Below are 17,538 nucleotides of genomic sequence, written 5' to 3'. Positions count from 1 at the left end.
GCGTCGGTGACGGTGAAGAAGCCGCGGTCTGTCCGGTGGCGGCGGGGGTGGAGGAGTAGGCGCTGTAGGGGCTGGTGACGGCGCCGGTGGTCACGGCCGGTACTGCGGCTCGATGCCGGCGTTGTTCATGACGGTCTGCGCGCCGGACGGCCAGTTGCCGTTGGTGACAACGACCGGTGCCGCTGACGGTGTCACCGTGGCCGTCGGTGCTGTTGATGTTGGCGTTGTCGTTGTTTGTCCAGTTGTCGGTGGCGGTCAGGGCGCCGGTGTTGTGCGTTGAGCTGACGTGGGCGAAGAGCCACTGGTTGGTGTAGCGCACGACGTTGTTGGTGTCGGTGAAGTTCCGGGAGCCCTCGTCGTGGTAGAGGCCGTAGTAGTTGTTGGTGTGTGGCAGTAGTTCCCCGTGACCGTGCTGCCGGGCGAGGCCGACAGGGTGTACACGCAGCCGCCGTCGGCCATCTGCTGCATGATGTCGTGGATGTGGTGCCCGTGATGGTGTTGTTCTGGGCCGTGGTGGGCGTCGAGTAGATGGGCTGGTAGTCGTACAGGCCGCGGTTCGCGTAGTCCGGGCTGCCGCCGGGTCGTTGACGCCCCAGCCGTAGCCGATGGCGAGGCGGAGTAGGGCAGGTTGTACACCTCGTTGTGCGAGACACTCGCGCCGTTGACGTAGGTGACGAGGAGGCCCGTCATGTCGCGGTAGTCGATCGCCACGTCGTGGATGACGTTGTCGTTCAGGGTGATGTTCTTGTTGGTCATCCGGCTGTCACTGGGGTGGTGCGCGTCCGCTTGGAGCCCGCCGACGACGATGCCGCCGCCCGCGTCCTGGGCGAAGACGTTCCCGGTGGCGGTGATGGTGTCGGCACCGAGTCCGACACCGGTGGCGTGTGCGTTGGCGTCCTGGCCGATGCCGAGGGCGAGCTGGCCGAGGTCGGTGAACCGGTTGCCGGTGAAGGCGATGTGGTCGGCGGCCGAGACCTGGACGGCGGCCGGCATCTGGTTCCAGTGCGGGCGGGTCGCCTCGAACAACTTGCAGCCGTGACCATTGCAGGAGGTCAGCCAGTCCGACGGGGTGGACCAGGTGCCGGCCAGGTAGGTCCCGGTCTGCTGGGCGGCGTACCCGTTGCTGCCGCTCGGACCCGTCCAGCTGGTGCCCGAGAACTGCAGTCCGGAGAACGTGATGTGGGTGGCGGGAGAGGCGTAGCTTCCCCCGACGTCGACGAGCGAGTCGAGCTTCGGCACCTCGACGTCCGCGGTGCTCATGCTCTGCCCCGGCAGCGGCTTGTAGTACAGGGTGCCGGTGGTGGTGTCGAGGTACCACTCACCGGCGGTGTCGAGGAATTCGTAGGCGTTCTCGATGTAGAGCGGGCCGACCCGGAGCGGCTGGGGCAGGGTGTCCCAGCCGAATGTGTTGTTGGTCCATGAGGGCTCGGTCATGGTGATGGTGCCGTTGCTGATGCCGGACACCGGGGCGTAGCGGTCGGTCCAGGACCCTATGCCGTGGATCTCGGTCCGGCCGGGGTTCGCAAGGCTGTTGAGGTAGCTCAGCGAGCTGCTGGTGAACGTGTAGCCGCTCGTGGTCATTGTCAGGTCCGAGCGGGTGACCGTGGAGCGGGCCCGCTGCGCCAGGACACCGTCGACGTACAGTTGCCGGGTGTCGAACCCGGTGCCGACGTTGGCCTTCCAGATGTTCTTCGCCGAGTCCTGCACGGTCCAGCCCGTGGCCCGCTGCGCGCCGGTGATGACGGGATGCGCGCCCAGCGCGGCCTTCCAGATCACCGTGTGGCCGCCGGTGCCGGAGTCGGCGGCGGTGAAGGTGAGCGGAGCGGAGAGTCGGTAGGTGCCGTCCGCCAGCTGCACGACGATGTCGCCGGTCATGCCGGAGTTGATCGCACGCACCGAGGTCTTCGCCTGGGTGATCGAACACGGCTGGCTCACGGAGCATGCGGTGCCGGTGCCCGAGGGGGACGCGTAGAGCGTCGTCATGGTCGCGGCCTGCGCCCATCCGGCGGAGGCAACCGTGGAGAGCAGGGCGCCGACGAGCGCCGTCGCCGCGGCCGCGGCACGTATCCGCAGCCCGGGGCGGTGTGAGGGGATTGTTCTTCGGAGTGACAGCACGAGGGCTCCTTCGGTGATGCGACACCGTGCCTGGTCCCATCCCGGTCGCGACCCGGCGGACTTCGGCCATGTTTCACCGGCGTTTCGCCGGGCGGACGAACTTCATCATACGAATGACATAATCCACAAGGTGTACGCTGTGGTATTTACCGATCACAAGGAGCCGCACGTGCCCCGGACCCCGGCCAACCATCAACGCCTGGCGCCTGCACCCTCGGAGGGGTCGCTGGGAGCCGTTCCCCGACGGCAGAGCGGCCGGCTCAGCGACACCGTGGTCACCTATCTCGTCGACCGGATCGTGGGCGGGGCCTACCCGCCGGACTCCGCGCTGCCCATCGAGGCGGTGCTGTGCGAGGAGTTCGGCGTCAGCCGGACCGTCGTGCGCGAGTCGGTGAAGGTGCTCGAAGAAAAGGGGCTGATCAGGGCGGCGCCCGGGCGCGGTACACGGGTGCGCGAGCCACAGGAGTGGAATCTTCTGGACCCTGTCGTCCTGGAGGCTCAGGTCCGTCACGACCGGACGCTGACGATCCTCGACCAGCTGGTCAGTGTGCGGATCGCCCTGGAGGCCGAGATGGCCGCCGACGCGGCCGGCCGCATCACCGACCTCGAACTCGCCCAACTCGAGGAGCAGGCCACCGCGCTGCGGGAGGCACTGGACGACCCGGTGCGCTACGCCGAGGAAGACGCCGCCTTCCACGAGATCATCATGAAGGCTTCCGGGAACCACCTGGGCCAGGCGATCATCCGCAGCGTTCACGGTAAGGCCCGCCTGTCACGCCTCTACAACGGTCACTCGACCCGCGACGGCTTGACCATGTCACTGGGCGAGCACCTGGCAATACTCGAACTGCTCCGCCATCGTGACGCCGACGGAGCCGCCCGCGCGATGCGCGAGCACATCGCCCGGGCATGGGCGAGCCGCCGACCGACCCCGCAGCCCTGACGGCACCGACGGGCCCCACGCCCGCCCGCACCGGCACGTTGGACACATCCGGTCATGCCGCCGGCCGACCCCTACACTGCGGCGTCAGCCCGCGCGAGTACCGCAAAGACCACTGCACTCCTCTGCAGGCCCGCCTCACAAACCTCACGGTGGCAGGTGCAGACGGGAAGACGGCGTGCCGCTTTCTCGTCGTCCTCAAGGTTTCGTCCCCGCGGGGCCCAAATCGTCGCAGGCGGGCCACCGAAGCCCCCTCTCCCAGAGGGTGCGTCGCGGCCCGCAGGCCCTCCAGCATCCTGAGCCGGGATCGCGCCGCACCACCCCCCACTCTCCATGGGAACGACGGCAGCAGCGGGCACTGACTCAAGATCGGCCTCGGCTCGCCCCGCTCGCTGACCACTGGTTTCCAAAGGGTCGACGACTACCGGGCTCCGAGCTGGCCCGACCAGATCGTTCCCCAGCAACTTCACCTCTGCTTCAAGGTCGATGAGGACTTGACCGTGGCCAAGGCCCGGCTGCTGGAGCTGGGGGCGGGCAAGCCGGATCTCCAGCCGCACGGGGACAAGGCGCGGGTCCTCACCGATCCGGTTGGGCATCCCTTCTGCATCAGCCTGCGCTGATCGGCGCCCTGCCTGGGACGCGTTGGCCGGGCTGTCCCGCTGGGGCGAGGTTCGGCATGTGCCGGCGAGGAGCCGGGGTCAGCAGAGACGCCCTTGACGAGCCAGGATCTGGATTCCGCGTCTCACTCAACTCCGGGCAAGTGCGCCTGGTTCTCATTGACTTGGGCTGTGGGTTCCTTGATCTCGGCGGACTTGATGGCCAGTTCGACGCGCCATGCGGTCATGATCATCTCGGTGAGAAACCAGTGCCTTGCGGTGGTGCGAAGAGAGCGTTCTTGGGGCCGCACCGAACAGGCCCTGCAGGGCGCGGGCTCCGAACATCGTCGCGCCGGTGGTGGCCACGCCCCCAAGTGCGGAGGCGGAGCCGAAGCCGATGAGGCCGATGAGGAAGGCGCGCCTGCGGCACCACAGGTCGGCGATCCGGCCGCCGAACAGGAGCAGACCGCCGAAGGCCAGGGCGTAGGCGCTGACGACCCTCCCCCACTGCCTTAGTACTTCAAACAGAATGCGACAACTCGCCTTGGAATGTTGGTGTCTGATGGGTTGTTAGCCTGCGCATGAGAAAGGGTGAGCAGCCGCCGTGGATCGTGCCGGATGGGCTGTGGGCGCGCATCGAGCCGTTGCTGCCGGTTGTGCCGCGCCTGAACGGATCACCCCGGCCGTAAGCGTCTGGACGACCGGTAGGTGCTGTCAGGCATCCTGTGCGTGCTGTACACCGGCATTCCGTGGGACTTCCTGCCTCAGGAGCTGGGCTTCGGCTCCGGCATGACCTGCTGGCGGCGTCTGCGTGACTGGAACGACGCGGGAGTCTGGCAGCATCTGCACGAGTCATTCCTGGCCGAGCTGAACGCCGCCGGCGCGCTGAACTGGTCGAGGGCGGTGATCGACGGCTCGCACGTCAGGGCGCGTGAAGGCGGCCCAAAACAGGACCGAGCCCGGTCGACCGTGCCCGAACAGGCTCCGAGCACGATCTGATCACCGACGGGCACGGCATCCCGCTGGCGGTATCGCTGACCGGCGGAAACCGCAACGACGTCACCCAGCTCATCCCCCTGCTCCAGGCCGTCCCGCCCGTACGCGGCCGACGCGGACGGCCCCGACAACGACCGGTCGCGCTCTACGCCGACCGCGGCCGACCACGACAAGTACCGCAAGCAGGTGCGGGCCCTGGGGATCACCCCGGTCATCGCGCGGCGCGGAGTCGAGCACGGTTCCGGACTGGGCGTGCACCGCTGGGTGGACGAGCAGAGTTTTGCACTGCTGCGCTGGTTCCGCAGACTGCGCATCCGCTGGGAGATCCGCGACGACATCCACGAAGGCTTGCTCAGCCTGGCCTGCAGCATCATCTGCTGGCGCCGACTGGTCAACCTGTCACTCTGTTAGGAGTTCTCAGGCAGGGCTGCGAGCGTTCGACGTGCCCAACGAACCATTCGTCGACGCAGCCCGGGCGCTCATCAGCGGCGAGCGGTTTCCGCCCCTCATCCTCGTCGGCGAAAGGCAGGACAACCTGGTCTGCCTTGAGGGCCATCTGCGTCTGACCGCCTACGCCCTCGTCGGCTTCCCGACCGGCATCGAGTCAGCGGTGTGCATCGTGAAGCCGCAGGTCAAGTGTCTGGTGTGCGCGGGGTTCGGGGTGCTCGGGCTGGTCGTGGGCGGATGACTACGGCGAAGATCATCGGTCACCGGGAGACTTCGCCGCGCGGTGGTGGAGTCGACGCTGACCAGGGACAGATCGATCTCGCCCCGCTTCGCGGCTTCCGCGATCAGGCCCTCCAGCAGGGCCCCGAAGACACCGGCGTCACGCCACTGTCGGAAGCGGTGGTGGACGGTCGGCCAGGCACCGAACTCCTGCGGCATCTCCCGCCACTGGCCGCCAGCCTTGAACCGCCAGATCACCCCCTCGAACTGCTGCCGCAGCCGCTCGGGATACGGGCCGTACTCACCGATCGGCAGGTACGGCTCGATGAACTCCCATTCCTCGTCCGTCAGTTGCACGCGTGTCACACAGGAAGGTCTACCGCTCCAGGCCCCGCCACGACGGCGAATCCCGCAGATAGATCACGACTCAATACGCGCCCTAGGCCGCCCGGCAAAGCACGACCGGCGCGTTTTGCGCATGGCGAGAGCGCGGCCGACCGCTCAGCCAGCACTCGGCGGCAGCTGTGCAGGGCTGACCAGCTCCCCCAGAACATCAGCCATGAACTGCACCAGCCACCGCTGGGACGGACTGCGTGATGCCTCGTGCCCGGCGTAGAGCGCCACTTCGATCGGTTCCGTGTCGAACGGGAGCCTCACGAGGCGCAGGCGGTGGGAGGAGGTGAACACCTCGCCGACGTATTCGGGGACGATCGCGATGAGGTCGGTGTGTTCCAGCAGGTAGGGCAGCACCGTGAAGCGCGTGGCGTCGACGGCGACGCGCTCCAGGAGGCCGTGCGTGGCGAGGAGCAAGCGGGGCACGTCGTGGCCGTGGGGGCCGTACACCGTCGCGTGGTGTTCGGCCGCGAGGTCCGCCAGCGTGACGGAGGCGCCGCGGATGCGGGGGTGGTCGGCGGCGACCATACCGACGTAGCGCTCGTGGAAGAGCGGGATGCGGACGGTGCGGTGGGACGTGAGGACCGGCGTGGCGACGAAGGCGTCGAGTTCACCGCGGCGTAGCTGGCTCTCGACGGAGTCCACGTCCAACGGGCGGACAGTGAAGGACACTCCGGGAGCCCGCTCGCGGGCCGCGGCGGCCAGCCGGGGCAGCAGGGTGACCTGGCCCAGGTCGGAGAGAGCGATGGTGAAACGCCCTGACATGGCGGTCAGGTCGAAGTCGTTTTCCTGGCGGATCACGGCGTCCATGCCGGCCAGCGCACGCTGCAAGGGCTCGTAGAGGCGCTGGGCGCCGGCGGTCGGGGTCAGGCCGCGGCCGGTGCGCCGGAAGAGCTCGTCGTCGAAGTGCCGGCGCAACTTGGCCAGGCTGTAGCTCACCGTGGGCTGAGTGACGTGCAGCGTCTCCGCCGTCGCCGTGACGCTGCCGGTCTCGTAGAGCAGCACGAAGACGCGGGCGAGGTTGAGATCGAAGCTGCTCATATCGAACAAGTCTATATCGCAGCCAGCCAACATCTATTAGTCCGAAAGTCGTGCGGTGCCTAGCGTGGCCTGCATCACTTCGGCGTCGCCGCGAAAGGAACGTCTGTGCCATCCGTGCGCCGTGTCTGCCATGAGTTCCTCCAACGGCAGGAGCTCACCACCGTCTTCGGGAATCCCGGCTCCAACGAGCTGCCCTTCCTCGCCGACCTGCCGGACGGCTTCCGGTACGTCCTGGGGCTGCACGAGGGCGCCGTGGCGGGCATGGCGGACGGCTACGCACAGGCCACGGGACGTCCGGTGCTCGTCAACCTGCATGCCGCGTCCGGCTCCGGCAACGCGATGGGCGCGCTCACCAACGCCGTGGCCTCGCGCACTCCGCTGGTCGTCGTGGCCGGCCAGCAGGTGCGGCCGGCCATCGGACCGGAGGCCAACCTCGCCAACGTCGACGCCCCGTCGCTGATGAAGCCGCTCGTCGGCTGGGCCGCCGAACCGGCCTGCGCCCAGGACGTGCCCCGGGCCCTCGCCCAGGCCGTCTTCGAGGCGCGGTTGCAGCGCCGGCCCACCTACCTCTCCGTCCCCTATGACGACTGGGCGGTGGACGCGGGCGAGAACGCGTCAGCCGTGCTGGACCGGCAGGTGCACCGCGCCGGAATGCCCGGCGCGGAGCAGGGACGCCGGCTGACCGATGCGGTGACCGCCGCGCGCAGGCCCGCGCTGGTGCTGGGCGGTGACATCGACTCCGACGGTCTCTTCGACGACGCGGTGCGGCTCGCGGAGCGGCTCGGCGCTCCGGTGTGGGCGGCACCGTCGCTGTTCCGGCTGCCCTTCCCCAACCGCCACCCGCAGTTCCGCGGGGTGCTGCCGGCGGGGATCGAACCAGTCTCCCAGGCTTTCGAGGGTCATGACCTCGTGCTGGTGCTCGGGGCACCGGTCTTCCGCTATCACGAGTACCTGCCCGGCCGGTATCTGCCCGAGGGCACCCGGTTGATCCAGGTCACCGAGGACGCCTCCGCCGCCGCCCGCGCGCCGATGGGCGAGGCTCTGGTCGCCGACCCGGCCGCCGTCATCGACCTGCTGCTCAAGGAGCTCGACGCGGCGACGGAGCCGACGGGCGACTACCGGCCCACCCCCACGCCGGCCACCGGGCAGGGGACGCGGCTGCATCCCGAGGAGGTCTTCGCCTCCCTCCGGGACGAACTGCCCGACGACACGGCGTACGTGGTGGAGTCGACCTCGACGACCTCCTCGTGGTGGCGCCAGATGGACCTGCGGCGGCCCGGCTCCTACTACTTCCCGGCAGCGGGCGGACTCGGCTTCGGCCTGCCCGGCGCCGTCGGGGTCGCCATGGCCCAGCCCGACCGGCCGGTCGTCGGCGTGATCGGGGACGGCTCGGCCAACTACGGCATCACCGCCCTGTGGACGGCCGCCCAGCACCGCCTGCCCGTGACCGTGGTGCTGCTGCGCAACGGAACCTACGGCGCGCTGCGCTGGTTCAGCGGCCTGCTGGGTGTCCCGGACGCACCGGGCATGGACATCCCGGGCCTGGACTTCACCCGCATCGCGGAGGGCTACGGCGTCTCCGCCCAACACGTCGAGAGCGTGGACGAACTACGGGCGGTGCTGTCCCAACGCTCGGACGGCCCCCGGCTCGTCCAGGTCGACACAGCGCTCACGACACCGTCCTGACCACGACGCCCACCCAACGAACACACCTCACGAACACACCTCACAGAAGTCATCCCCCTCAGACAACGCAAGGAAGACCGATGACACTCCTGGACAACGACGTCTGGAGCAAGAAATTCCTCAGCAACGGCTGGCAGGACGCCACCCGCGAGCACCAGGTCACCGAGCCGGCGACCGGCGCGCAGCTCGGCACCGCCGGCCTTGCCACACCCGAGGACGTGCGCCGCGCCGCTACCCGGGCCGCCGAGGCGCAGCGGTCCTGGGCGGCCACGCCCCCGCAGCAGCGGGCGGCCGTACTGCGCCGCGCGGGCGAGCTGTTCACCGAGCACGCCGCCGAGATCGAGGACTGGCTGATACGCGAGGCGGGCTCGGTACGGGCCAAGGCCGCGTTCGAGGTGCAGCTTGCGATCGGCGAGTCATTCGAGTGCGCGGCACTGCCCACGCACCCTCAGGGAGAAGTACTGACGTCCGAGGAGGTTCGCTGGTCGTTCGCCCGGCGCCGCCCCGCCGGCGTCGTGAGCGTGATCGCGCCGTTCAACTTCCCGCTCGCCCTCGGCCTGCGTTCGGTGGCACCCGCGCTGGCGCTCGGCAACGCGGTCCTGCTGAAGCCCGATCCGCGTACGGCGGTGAGCGGTGGCGTGGTCATCGCCCGGATCTTCGAGGAGGCCGGGCTGCCCTCCGGACTGCTGCACCTGCTGCCGGGCGACAGCGCGGTCGGCCAGGCGGTCGTCGAAGCACCCGAGGTACGGGTCATCTCCTTCACCGGCTCCACTCCGGTCGGCCGTGCGATCGGTGCGCAGGCGGGCCGTCTGCTCAAGCGCGCCCACCTCGAACTCGGCGGGAACAACGCGCTGGTGGTGCTGCCGGGCGCGGACGTGCAGAAGGCGGCCTCCGCCGGTGCGTTCGGCTCGTATCTGCATCAAGGACAGATCTGCATGACCACCGGCCGCCACATCGTGCACGAGTCGCTGCTCGACGAGTACAGCGCCGCGCTGGCCTCGAAGGCCCGGGCGCTGCCCGTCGGCGACCCCGCCCGCGAGGACGTGGCGCTCGGCCCGATCATCGACCGGCGGCAGCTGGAGCGGGTGCACCGCATCGTCACCGACAGCGTCGCTGCGGGCGCGACGCTGGCCGCGGGCGGCGAGATCGACGGCGCCGGCTACCCGGCCACCGTCCTGACCGGCCTCACCACCGACATGCGGGCATGGCGCGAGGAGATCTTCGGCCCCGTCGCACCCGTCATCGGCTTCACCACGCTCGAGGAAGCCGCCCGGATCGTCAACGACTGCGAGTACGGCCTGTCCGTCGGCATCCTCGGCGACGTCGGTACGGCGATGAAGCTCGCCGACCAGATCGACTCCGGCAAGATCCACATCAACGAGCAGACCGTCAACGACGAGCCCAACGCCCCGTTCGGCGGAGTCAAGGCATCCGGCACCGGGTCCCGCTTCGGTGGAGCCGCCGCCAACGTCGAGGCCTTCACCGAGGCCCAGTGGCTCACCGTCCGCCCGGACATCGCCGACTACCCGTTCTGATCCCCGCTCCCCCGTCCCCATCCTGTCCCCCGTAGCCGCTACAAAGGGAACCCAGCCATGACACCCATCACCTCACCGAACACCACCGACGCCGCCTCGAGAACAGGCACGTCCGACCGCAACGTCTGGACCGTGGTCCTGTGCTGGATCACCGTCATGCTCGAGGGGTACGACCTCGTCGTCCTCGGCGCCATCATCCCCACCCTGCTCAAGACCCATCACCTGGGCATGACAGCCGCGGACGCCACCACGGTCGCCACGCTTTCACTCGTAGGCGTCGCCATCGGCGCCATCCTGGTCGGCCCGCTCGCCGACCGCTTCGGACGACGCCTGCTGCTCATCGGCTCGGTGGTGGAGTTCTCCGTCTTCACCCTCCTGTTGCCCCAGGCCACCTCCGTCGGGATGTTCGCCGCGCTCAGGCTCGTCGCCGGTATCGGTCTCGGCGCCTGCATGCCGGCGTCGCTGACCATGATGGCCGAGCACATGCCCGCCGCACGCCGGGCTCGCGCCAGCACCCTGACCATGACCGGCTACCACACCGGTGCCGTGATCACGTCCCTGCTGGCCCTGCAGGTCACCGACAACTGGCAGGTCCTCTTCTACGTCCTCGGCATCGCCGGACTCGTCATCGCGGTCATCCAGTGGTTCCGCCTGCCGGAGTCCGAGGCGTTCGTCCGCACCAAGGAAGCGCCCGCCTCCCAGCGCGTCGCATTCGGCGAACTCCTCAAGCCGGCCTACCTCCGCGCCGGCATCGGCATCTGGGTCGCATCCTTCATGGGCCTGCTCCTGGTCTACGGCCTCAACACCTGGCTGCCCAAGCTCATGAACGAGGCCGGCTACCCCATCCCCACGGCGGTCACCCAACTGCTCATCCTCAACGTCGGCGGGGTCGCCGGCCTGGTGCTGGGCGGCTTCGTTGCCGACCGGCGCGGCATCAAGCCCACCACGCTCGGCTGGTTCGCGATATCGGTGGCCATGCTGGCCTGCCTCAGCATCAGGATGCACAGCAATCTGCTCCTCGACACCGTCGTCTTCCTCACCGGCGTGTTCGTCTTCTCCGCCCAGGTGCTGATCTACGCGTACGTGACGAACTACTATCCGGCCTCGGTCCGCAGCACCGCCCTCGGCTCGGCCTCGGGCATCGGCCGTATCGGCTCCATCGTCGGCCCGACGATCACCGGTGCCCTCGTGGCGGCAGGCATCGGCCACCCCTGGGGCTTCTACTTCTTCGCCGCCGTGGCGGTCGCCGGATTCCTGGCCGTGCTCACCCTGCCCGGCCGGGCCGCCGCGCCACAGGCGGAGGCAACCGCGGCCGCGCCGGCCGCCGAACCCGCCGTCTGACCCATCACGGAAGGGCGGTACGGCACCGAACGGGCCGTACCGCCCTGTGCTCGATGCGGTGAAGAACCCCGACAGCCACACTGAACCCATGGAACACGTCGGCCGGATACCCGCTCCGCCGCTCGACCAGTTCATCGACGACATCTACTGTCTGACCGGGGTGCCGCCCCACCGGCTGATGAACGTCCCGCCGATGCCGTCGGCGCACTTCTTCCTGCACCTGAGCAAACCCGTCCGGCTGGGGGACTCCGACCGTGCGTGGTTCATGGGTGTGTGGACGGAGGCGCTTCCTCTTCGAGTACCCCCCGCATGCGCGGCTCGTCGGCGTGCACTTCAAAAGCGCGATCACGAGCAGGCCGTGGCATTTGTTCCTGCCCGAGTGGTTCTTGCGGTTCTCGACCCCGGTGCGCCGCACGGTACGTATCACCGAGCCGTCCAGCAGCACCACACCGCCACCCTTTCGGGCGATCTTCTTCAGGGCCCGGTTCAGGCGCGGGGCGCGGGCGGCCAGCAGCCCGACGACCTCCCGCATCCAGCGAGTGACGGTGGTGCGATGGATGCCGTTGCCGCCTGCCAGGTCGCCGGGCCGCTGGTCACAACGCAGTACCGCCAGCACGATGCCGGCGATCTTCCCCGCGGGCAGGGCCCGCCACCTGGAGCCGATCTTCTTGAAGTGGCCGCGTAACAGGTCGGCGAGCCAGTTCAGGGTGGCACTCGACAGCGGCAGGCGGGCGATGTGGACAAGACCGTCAGAGCCCTCGACGGGATGGTTGTTTTTCTTCACACCAAACTCAACTGCCGTCGGGGGCCCGCCGGTTACGCCCTCTTGTCGCCCCGGTCCGCAGCTACTACAGGCGTGCGGTGAACTTCCCGTCAGGCCGCTTGTGCAGCCGGCCCCGATCGGCGAGCTTGGTCATCTCCGCCCGCAGCGGCTCCAGCCTCCCGCGCACCCCCACCTCAAGCCCCAGCTCCTCACCCACCCCCTTGACCTGCACCGGACCGCCAGCGGCCCGCACGATCGCCAGGATCCGGCGGTAGTCGGCGGGCAGCGCGGCCTCGTCGCCAGTCTCACCGCGGTGCGGGATCAGCAGCACCGCACGCCCCGCCACCTGCGCTTTCACCGGAACCGCCGCCCACCCTCCCCACGATCCCCGGCGTATCGACACGGTGACGGATCATAGGCGGCCCGCTCACGCAGGCGCAGCAGAACCAGAGAACCCTCCCGACCGACCGGTCAGACGATCTTCACCATGGTCACCCGCCGCCCACCAGCCCGAGCACCCCCGACCCCGCGCACACCAGCCCGCCCGACCTGCACCTTTCACGATGCACACTACTCAGTGCCTGATCGGCACCGCGCCGACCATGGGACGCTGGGCGCAATAGACCAGTCACCTCGGGCTACGTGGCCTGATGGTGCTGCGTGGCGGAGTTGCGCGGGCGAGCGCCTTTCTCTTCCCGCGCTGCTCAGTAGACCCTCTCGAGCAGCGCCTACTGCTGAAGTCTCCTCGACTGCAACCGACGGACTCGAACAGGCCCGCCGGCGCGCGTCGACGCCGGCCAACTCAGCAGCCCCGAAGGGCCGGTCTGAATGTCAGGGCGCACCAAAGAGCAGATGTCCTGCCCGGCGCAAGACGATCCCACAGCCGCGACGAGGTCGAGCACAGTGAGCCGCGCGTACGTCGCTCCCCCACGTCGCCGTCCATCGCTCGTACTGCCGGGTCGCGTTGGGCCATGCCGGGGCTGACCGGCGTCCTCCCGGCACCGCAACCGGTCTGGGACCACTAACTCCTGACGGTTAAACATACCATGTCTATCGAGGGATAGATCAGCAGAATCTCAAATAAAAGGAACAAAAGCCCAGTTGGCGAGGTGCTTTCATCCCTGCACGACCATTGACATAGGCAGGGTGAGTGCCGCAATTTCATGCGTGACATCCGGCACCACGCGGCTCAGGGGTCCCCAAGAAGTCCCGGAGCCGAAACGGTCACGCGGCGCTGCTGCCGTACGGGAACGGAGTGAGGACATGTCGTCAGGAACCTGCTCTGCCACGAGCTCCCTGGAGTCCGCACAGTCCGTTGCCGTTCGCAGCCGGTGAAGCGCTCCATCCACCCGCTTGTGCCGCGGACTTCGTCGCCCGTAGGCCGGGGCGCCGAGTCAGTCACCTGCCGACCGTGTCCGGTCCGGGGTGCGTCGCGCACGTCGTGCTCCCGCCACCGGAAGTGCTCGCAACTGACCACCGGCCCTGGCCTCCCACCACTGCTCTGACGGAGGTACCACCATGATCAACAGACGCCAGTTCCTGGCGAGTGCCACGGGTGTCGCGGCGATTGCGGTCGCAGGCAACGTCCTCGCCGCCGGCACCGCCCGGGCCGCGACCCCGTACACCCCCACGTGGGCCTCGGTCGACCAGCACACCGCGGCTCCCGAGTGGTTCAAGGACGCCAAGTTCGGCATCTACTACCACTGGGGTGTGTTCAGCGTTCCGGCCTATGGGAACGAGTGGTATCCGCGCCGCATGTACATCAGCGGCGATACGTGCAACCAGCACCACATCGCCACGTTCGGCGACCCGTCGGCGTGGCCGTACCACAACTTCATCAACGGCGCGAAGGACCTGAACGGCAACTTCAACAAGTTCGCCCCGAAACTGAAGTCCGCGGGCGGGAACTTCGACCCGGACGAGTGGGCGCAGCTCTTCGTCGACGCCGGCGCCCGGTTCGCCGGCCCGGTCGCCGAGCACCACGACGGATTCTCCATGTGGAACAGCTCGGTCAACGAGTGGAACTCGGCCGCCAAGGGCCCCCAGCTCAACCTGCTCCAGTTGTTCACCGACTCCATCCGCGCCAAGGGGCTGAAGCTCCTTGTGGCCATGCACCACGCGTTCAACTTCAACGGCTACTACGACCACGTGCCCGCGCAGTCCGACCCGAGCCTGCAGAAGCTGTACGGGCAGTTGGGCACCACGGCCGAGAACCAGCTGTGGTACGACAAGCTCAAGGAGGTCATCGACCTCGCCAAGCCCGACATCATCTGGCAGGACTTCGACCTCAACAAGGTCGACCAGACGCAACTCCTGAACTTCCTGTCGTACTACTACAACCAGGCCCAGGCGTGGGGCCGCGAAGTCGTCGCCACCTACAAGGACGGCCTGAACGGCCACGGCGAGGTCTTCGACTACGAGCGCGGCGGCCCCGGGGACATCACCGCCCCCTACTGGCTCACCGACGACAGCATCTCCAGCTCAAGCTGGTGCTACACGAACGGCATCGGCTACTACAGCACCCAGCAGATGCTGCACTCACTGATCGACCGGGTCAGCAAGAACGGCAACATGCTGCTCAACATCGCCCCGATGGCGGACGGCACCATCCCCCAGGCTCAGAAGGACGTCCTCCTCGGCATCGGCGACTACCTGCGCCGCTTCGGCGAGTCGGTCTACTCGACCCGGGCCTGGACCACGTACGGCGAAGGCCCCACACATATGGGCGGCGGCGCCTTCACCGCCCCGCAGGTCGGAACGGCACAGGACATCCGCTTCACCCGGAACAAGAACAACACCGTCCTGTACGCCACGGTCCTCGGCTGGCCGGGAAGCACGCTGACCATATCGACGCTCAACTCGGCCCGGATCAACGTCAGTTCCCTGACCTCGGCGAAGCTGCTGAACTCCACCGCCGGCACCTACACGGACCTGCCCACGCCGACGCAGGACTCGACCGGGCTGCACGTGACCCTGCCGTCGTCGGCGCCGTTCTCCGCCCTGGCCTACGTCGTGAAGCTGACCTTCTCCGGCCAGATCCCCGCCGTGCAGCCGCTGTCCGGGGCCGTGGTCTACCAGGACGTCAACTACTCGGGCGGCTCCTCGCGGCTCCAGATCGGCTCCTACACCGCCGACCAGTTGTCGCTCGCCGGCCTGCCCAGCCGCAGCCTGTCCTCGCTGAAGCCGGCCCCCGGCTACCAGATCATCGGCTACTCCGGTGACAACTTCACCGGCACCGCCTGGACCTTCGACGCCGACAACGCCGACCTGCGCGTCACCGGCAACAACGACACCGTCGTATCGATGAAGGTGCAGCTCGCCCCCTCGGCATGGTTCAGGATCACCAACGTCACCGACGGGCTGGTGCTGGACAGCGGCGGGAACGTCCCCAGCGGCTCCAACCTCAAGCAGTGGACCTGGAACGGCAGCACCAACCTGCAGTGGCAGGCCGTAGAACTCGGCAACGGCTACTACAAGCTGGTCAACCGCGCCAACGGCATGGTCGCCGACGGCGGGGGCGCCACCACGAACGGCTCCCCAGCCCTGGAGGCGACCTGGACCGGTGGCAACAGCCAGCAGTGGCAGCTCAAGTACCAGGGCGGCAACAGGTACTGGATCGTCAACCGCACCACCGGCCTCGTCCTCGACGGCGGCGGCGACGTGCCCTCGGGCTCCGTGACCAAGCAGTGGTCCGGAAACAGCAGTACCAACGTGCAGTGGACCTTCACCAAGGTCTGAGCGGGTGGACGGGTGGAGGCCGGAGCAGCCGCTCCGGCCCCCGCTGGCGCGCACGCAGGTGTGACCTGCCTCGCAGCATGATTGGCCGGCCCTGGGCAGTGCAACAACACACCGGAGGGCACGCAGGCATGAGCAACGGCCACACCTACGAGTACAAGGTCGTCAGTTTCAGGGAGTCGCTGATCGGTGACGCACTGGACAGCGACAAACTGGAGAAGGTTCTCAACAAGCATGCCGAGGACGGCTGGGGCCTGAGAACTCTTAACAAAGTGACAGGTTGACCAGTCGGCGCCAGCAGATGATGCTGCAGGCCAGGCTGAGGAAGGCTTCGTGGATGTCGTCGCGGATCTCCCAGCGGATGCGCAGTCTGCGGAACCAGCGCAGCAGTGCAAAACTCTGCTCGACCACCCAGCGGTGCACGCCCAGTCCGGGACCGTGCTCGACTCTGCGCCGCGCGATGACCGGGGTGATCCCCAGGGCCCGCACCTGCTTGCGGTACTTGTCGTGGTCGTAGCCGCGGTCGGCGTAGAGCGCGACCGGTCGTTGTCGGGGCCGTCCGCGTCGGCCACGTACGGGCGGGACGGCCTGGAGCAGGGGATGAGCTGGGTGACGTCGTTGCGGTTTCCGCGGTGCTTGAAGAACTGGTTGAAAAGGGACTCACAGCTGCCGGTTCGGTCGAGCGTCGCGACCTCGCCCACGGCTACGTCGCACCCGAAGCCGCATGAGGTGTCACGGGTGCGAGTAGTGAGGCCCGACGTGATGCGGACGGTGCGTCAGGCGTCGCTCGCCGCGGTGGCGTAGTCGTCGTAGAAGCCGCGGCCGGTCTTCACGCCGAGGCGGCCGGTGTCGACGTACTCGTGCAGCAGTCGGCGGGGTCCCTCGGGCAGGTGCGGATTCTCCGCGGCGTAGTGGTTTTCGATGTCGAGGACGACGTCCAGGCCGACCTGGTCCATCATCCGGAACACCCCGAGCTTCACGCCGGTGTTCACCTGGAACATCGCGTCGAAATCCTCCGGCGTGGTCACCCCTTCGGCCACGACCTCCAGTGCCTCGCGCTTGATCGCGGCCCAGACCCGGTTGAAGATGAAGCCGGTGCTCTCCCGGTGGGCCTCGAAGGGGTGCACTCCGTAGCGCGGCAGCTCGGCCTTGAGCCGCTCGATGATCGCGGGGTCGGTGGCCCCGTCGCTCATCAGGTCGACCGCGTTCTGCGCCGGCGGCATGTAGAAGTGCATGTTCAGTACCCGCTCCTTGTGCTCCACCTGGTCGACGAACAGGCGGGAGGCGTAGGAGGAGGAGTTGCTGGCCAGGATGGTGTCGGCCGGGGCGATCCGGTCCAGATCGGCGAACAGGCTGCGCTTGAGGTCGAGCCGCTCGGGCACCGCCTCGATGACCAGCCACGCGTCGTCCAGCGCGGCTTCCAGTGTGTCGACGCCGACCACGTGGCCCTCGGTGGCGCCGGGCCGGGAGGCGACCACCTCCGGCAGCTCTGCTGCGACGTAGTCCAGGGCCGCGGTCCGGACGTCGGCTGACAGGTCGTACAGGCGTACCAGCCCACCGTCGGAGGCGAACATCATCGCGATGCGGCGGCCGAGGGTGCCTGCGCCGATCACCGCGACCGGGCGGGCAGCGAGCTGACGAGAAGTGTGGGTCATCACGGGACTCCTTTGTGCACGTTCGGTCCGGCTGGTTGCCCGACACGCGAACTCGATGCAAACTGTACTCAATACG

The 17,538-nt window shown here is 68.3% G+C and carries 11 protein-coding genes and 5 pseudogenes; 8 read left to right on the top strand and 8 right to left on the bottom strand.

Translation table 11 applies throughout. From position 1 onward, the window contains the following. Positions 1-255: 255 nt before the first annotated feature. Positions 256-2,115 carry a right-handed parallel beta-helix repeat-containing protein gene (locus CRP56_RS42970; RefSeq protein WP_179851273.1) on the bottom strand — a complete coding sequence of 620 codons (1,860 nt, stop codon included), beginning with the start codon at positions 2,113-2,115 and terminating at the stop codon, positions 256-258. Between the two features lie 169 nt (positions 2,116-2,284). Here CRP56_RS42970 and CRP56_RS42965 point away from each other — a divergent pair, with 169 nt between their 5' ends. Together CRP56_RS42965 and CRP56_RS42960 are read left to right on the top strand one after the other, a co-directional pair. After that, positions 2,285-3,058, top strand: coding sequence for a FadR/GntR family transcriptional regulator (locus CRP56_RS42965; RefSeq protein ID WP_179851272.1), 774 nt, complete (start codon positions 2,285-2,287; stop codon positions 3,056-3,058). Positions 3,059-3,447: 389 nt separating this feature from the next. Beyond that, positions 3,448-3,675 (top strand): annotated as a pseudogene (locus tag CRP56_RS42960) (VOC family protein); the annotation flags it as partial. 264 nt (positions 3,676-3,939) lie between these two features. Here CRP56_RS42960 and CRP56_RS42955 read toward each other — a convergent pair. Next, positions 3,940-4,164, bottom strand: a pseudogene (locus CRP56_RS42955) (MFS transporter); the annotation flags it as partial. Between the two features lie 68 nt (positions 4,165-4,232). Between CRP56_RS42955 and CRP56_RS42950 the strand changes: the two are divergent. Next, positions 4,233-5,058 (top strand): annotated as a pseudogene (locus tag CRP56_RS42950) (IS5 family transposase). A 312-nt stretch (positions 5,059-5,370) separates the two neighbouring features. Here CRP56_RS42950 and CRP56_RS42940 read toward each other — a convergent pair. Then, a pseudogene (locus CRP56_RS42940) lies at positions 5,371-5,679 on the bottom strand (transposase); the annotation flags it as partial. Positions 5,680-5,814: 135 nt separating this feature from the next. After that, the gene (locus tag CRP56_RS42935) at positions 5,815-6,747 is read right to left on the bottom strand and encodes a LysR family transcriptional regulator (protein WP_097273523.1); all 933 of its coding nucleotides are present in this window, start codon (positions 6,745-6,747) and stop codon (positions 5,815-5,817) included. 105 nt (positions 6,748-6,852) lie between these two features. Here CRP56_RS42935 and mdlC point away from each other — a divergent pair, with 105 nt between their 5' ends. From mdlC to CRP56_RS42920, 3 genes are all read left to right on the top strand, one after another. Further along, positions 6,853-8,433: a benzoylformate decarboxylase gene (gene mdlC, locus CRP56_RS42930; RefSeq protein ID WP_097273521.1), complete on the top strand. Its 1,581-nt coding sequence runs from the start codon at positions 6,853-6,855 to the stop codon at positions 8,431-8,433. A gap of 80 nt (positions 8,434-8,513) precedes the next feature. Beyond that, positions 8,514-9,968 (top strand): benzaldehyde dehydrogenase, encoded by a 1,455-nt coding sequence (locus CRP56_RS42925; RefSeq protein ID WP_097273519.1) that lies wholly within the window; start codon positions 8,514-8,516, stop codon positions 9,966-9,968. Positions 9,969-10,025: 57 nt separating this feature from the next. Further along, positions 10,026-11,309 (top strand): MFS transporter, encoded by a 1,284-nt coding sequence (locus CRP56_RS42920; RefSeq protein ID WP_097273517.1) that lies wholly within the window; start codon positions 10,026-10,028, stop codon positions 11,307-11,309. A 4-nt stretch (positions 11,310-11,313) separates the two neighbouring features. Here the strand turns inward: CRP56_RS42920 and CRP56_RS48800 are convergent, their stop codons facing one another. Together CRP56_RS48800 and CRP56_RS42905 are read right to left on the bottom strand one after the other, a co-directional pair. Continuing rightward, entirely contained in the window at positions 11,314-12,093 is a 780-nt protein-coding gene (locus CRP56_RS48800) for a transposase family protein (RefSeq protein WP_257041856.1), read from the bottom strand. 64 nt (positions 12,094-12,157) lie between these two features. Then, a complete protein-coding gene (locus tag CRP56_RS42905; protein ID WP_257041855.1) occupies positions 12,158-12,430 on the bottom strand; it encodes a hypothetical protein in 273 nt (90 codons plus the stop codon). 1,160 nt (positions 12,431-13,590) lie between these two features. On the opposite strand from CRP56_RS42905, the gene CRP56_RS42900 reads away from it, so the two are divergent. Next, the gene (locus CRP56_RS42900; RefSeq protein ID WP_097273513.1) at positions 13,591-15,810 is read left to right on the top strand and encodes an alpha-L-fucosidase; all 2,220 of its coding nucleotides are present in this window, start codon (positions 13,591-13,593) and stop codon (positions 15,808-15,810) included. 128 nt (positions 15,811-15,938) lie between these two features. Further along, positions 15,939-16,091 (top strand): DUF4177 domain-containing protein, encoded by a 153-nt coding sequence (locus tag CRP56_RS42895; RefSeq protein WP_257041854.1) that lies wholly within the window; start codon positions 15,939-15,941, stop codon positions 16,089-16,091. On the opposite strand, the pseudogene CRP56_RS42890 reads toward CRP56_RS42895, so the two are convergent. Together CRP56_RS42890 and CRP56_RS42885 are read right to left on the bottom strand one after the other, a co-directional pair. Beyond that, positions 16,072-16,433 (bottom strand): annotated as a pseudogene (locus CRP56_RS42890) (transposase); the annotation flags it as partial. The gene CRP56_RS42895 and the pseudogene CRP56_RS42890 overlap by 20 nt on opposite strands. A 150-nt stretch (positions 16,434-16,583) precedes the next feature. Then, positions 16,584-17,462 carry a 3-hydroxyacyl-CoA dehydrogenase family protein gene (locus tag CRP56_RS42885; protein ID WP_179851271.1) on the bottom strand — a complete coding sequence of 293 codons (879 nt, stop codon included), beginning with the start codon at positions 17,460-17,462 and terminating at the stop codon, positions 16,584-16,586. Between the last annotated feature and the right edge of the window lie 76 nt (positions 17,463-17,538).

This window comes from Streptomyces sp. TLI_55 (genome assembly GCF_900206255.1).
GTDB lineage: Bacteria > Actinomycetota > Actinomycetes > Streptomycetales > Streptomycetaceae > Streptomyces > Streptomyces aquilus.
Note: the sequence above shows the minus strand (reverse complement) of the source record. Positions and strands in the feature narration are given on the sequence as shown.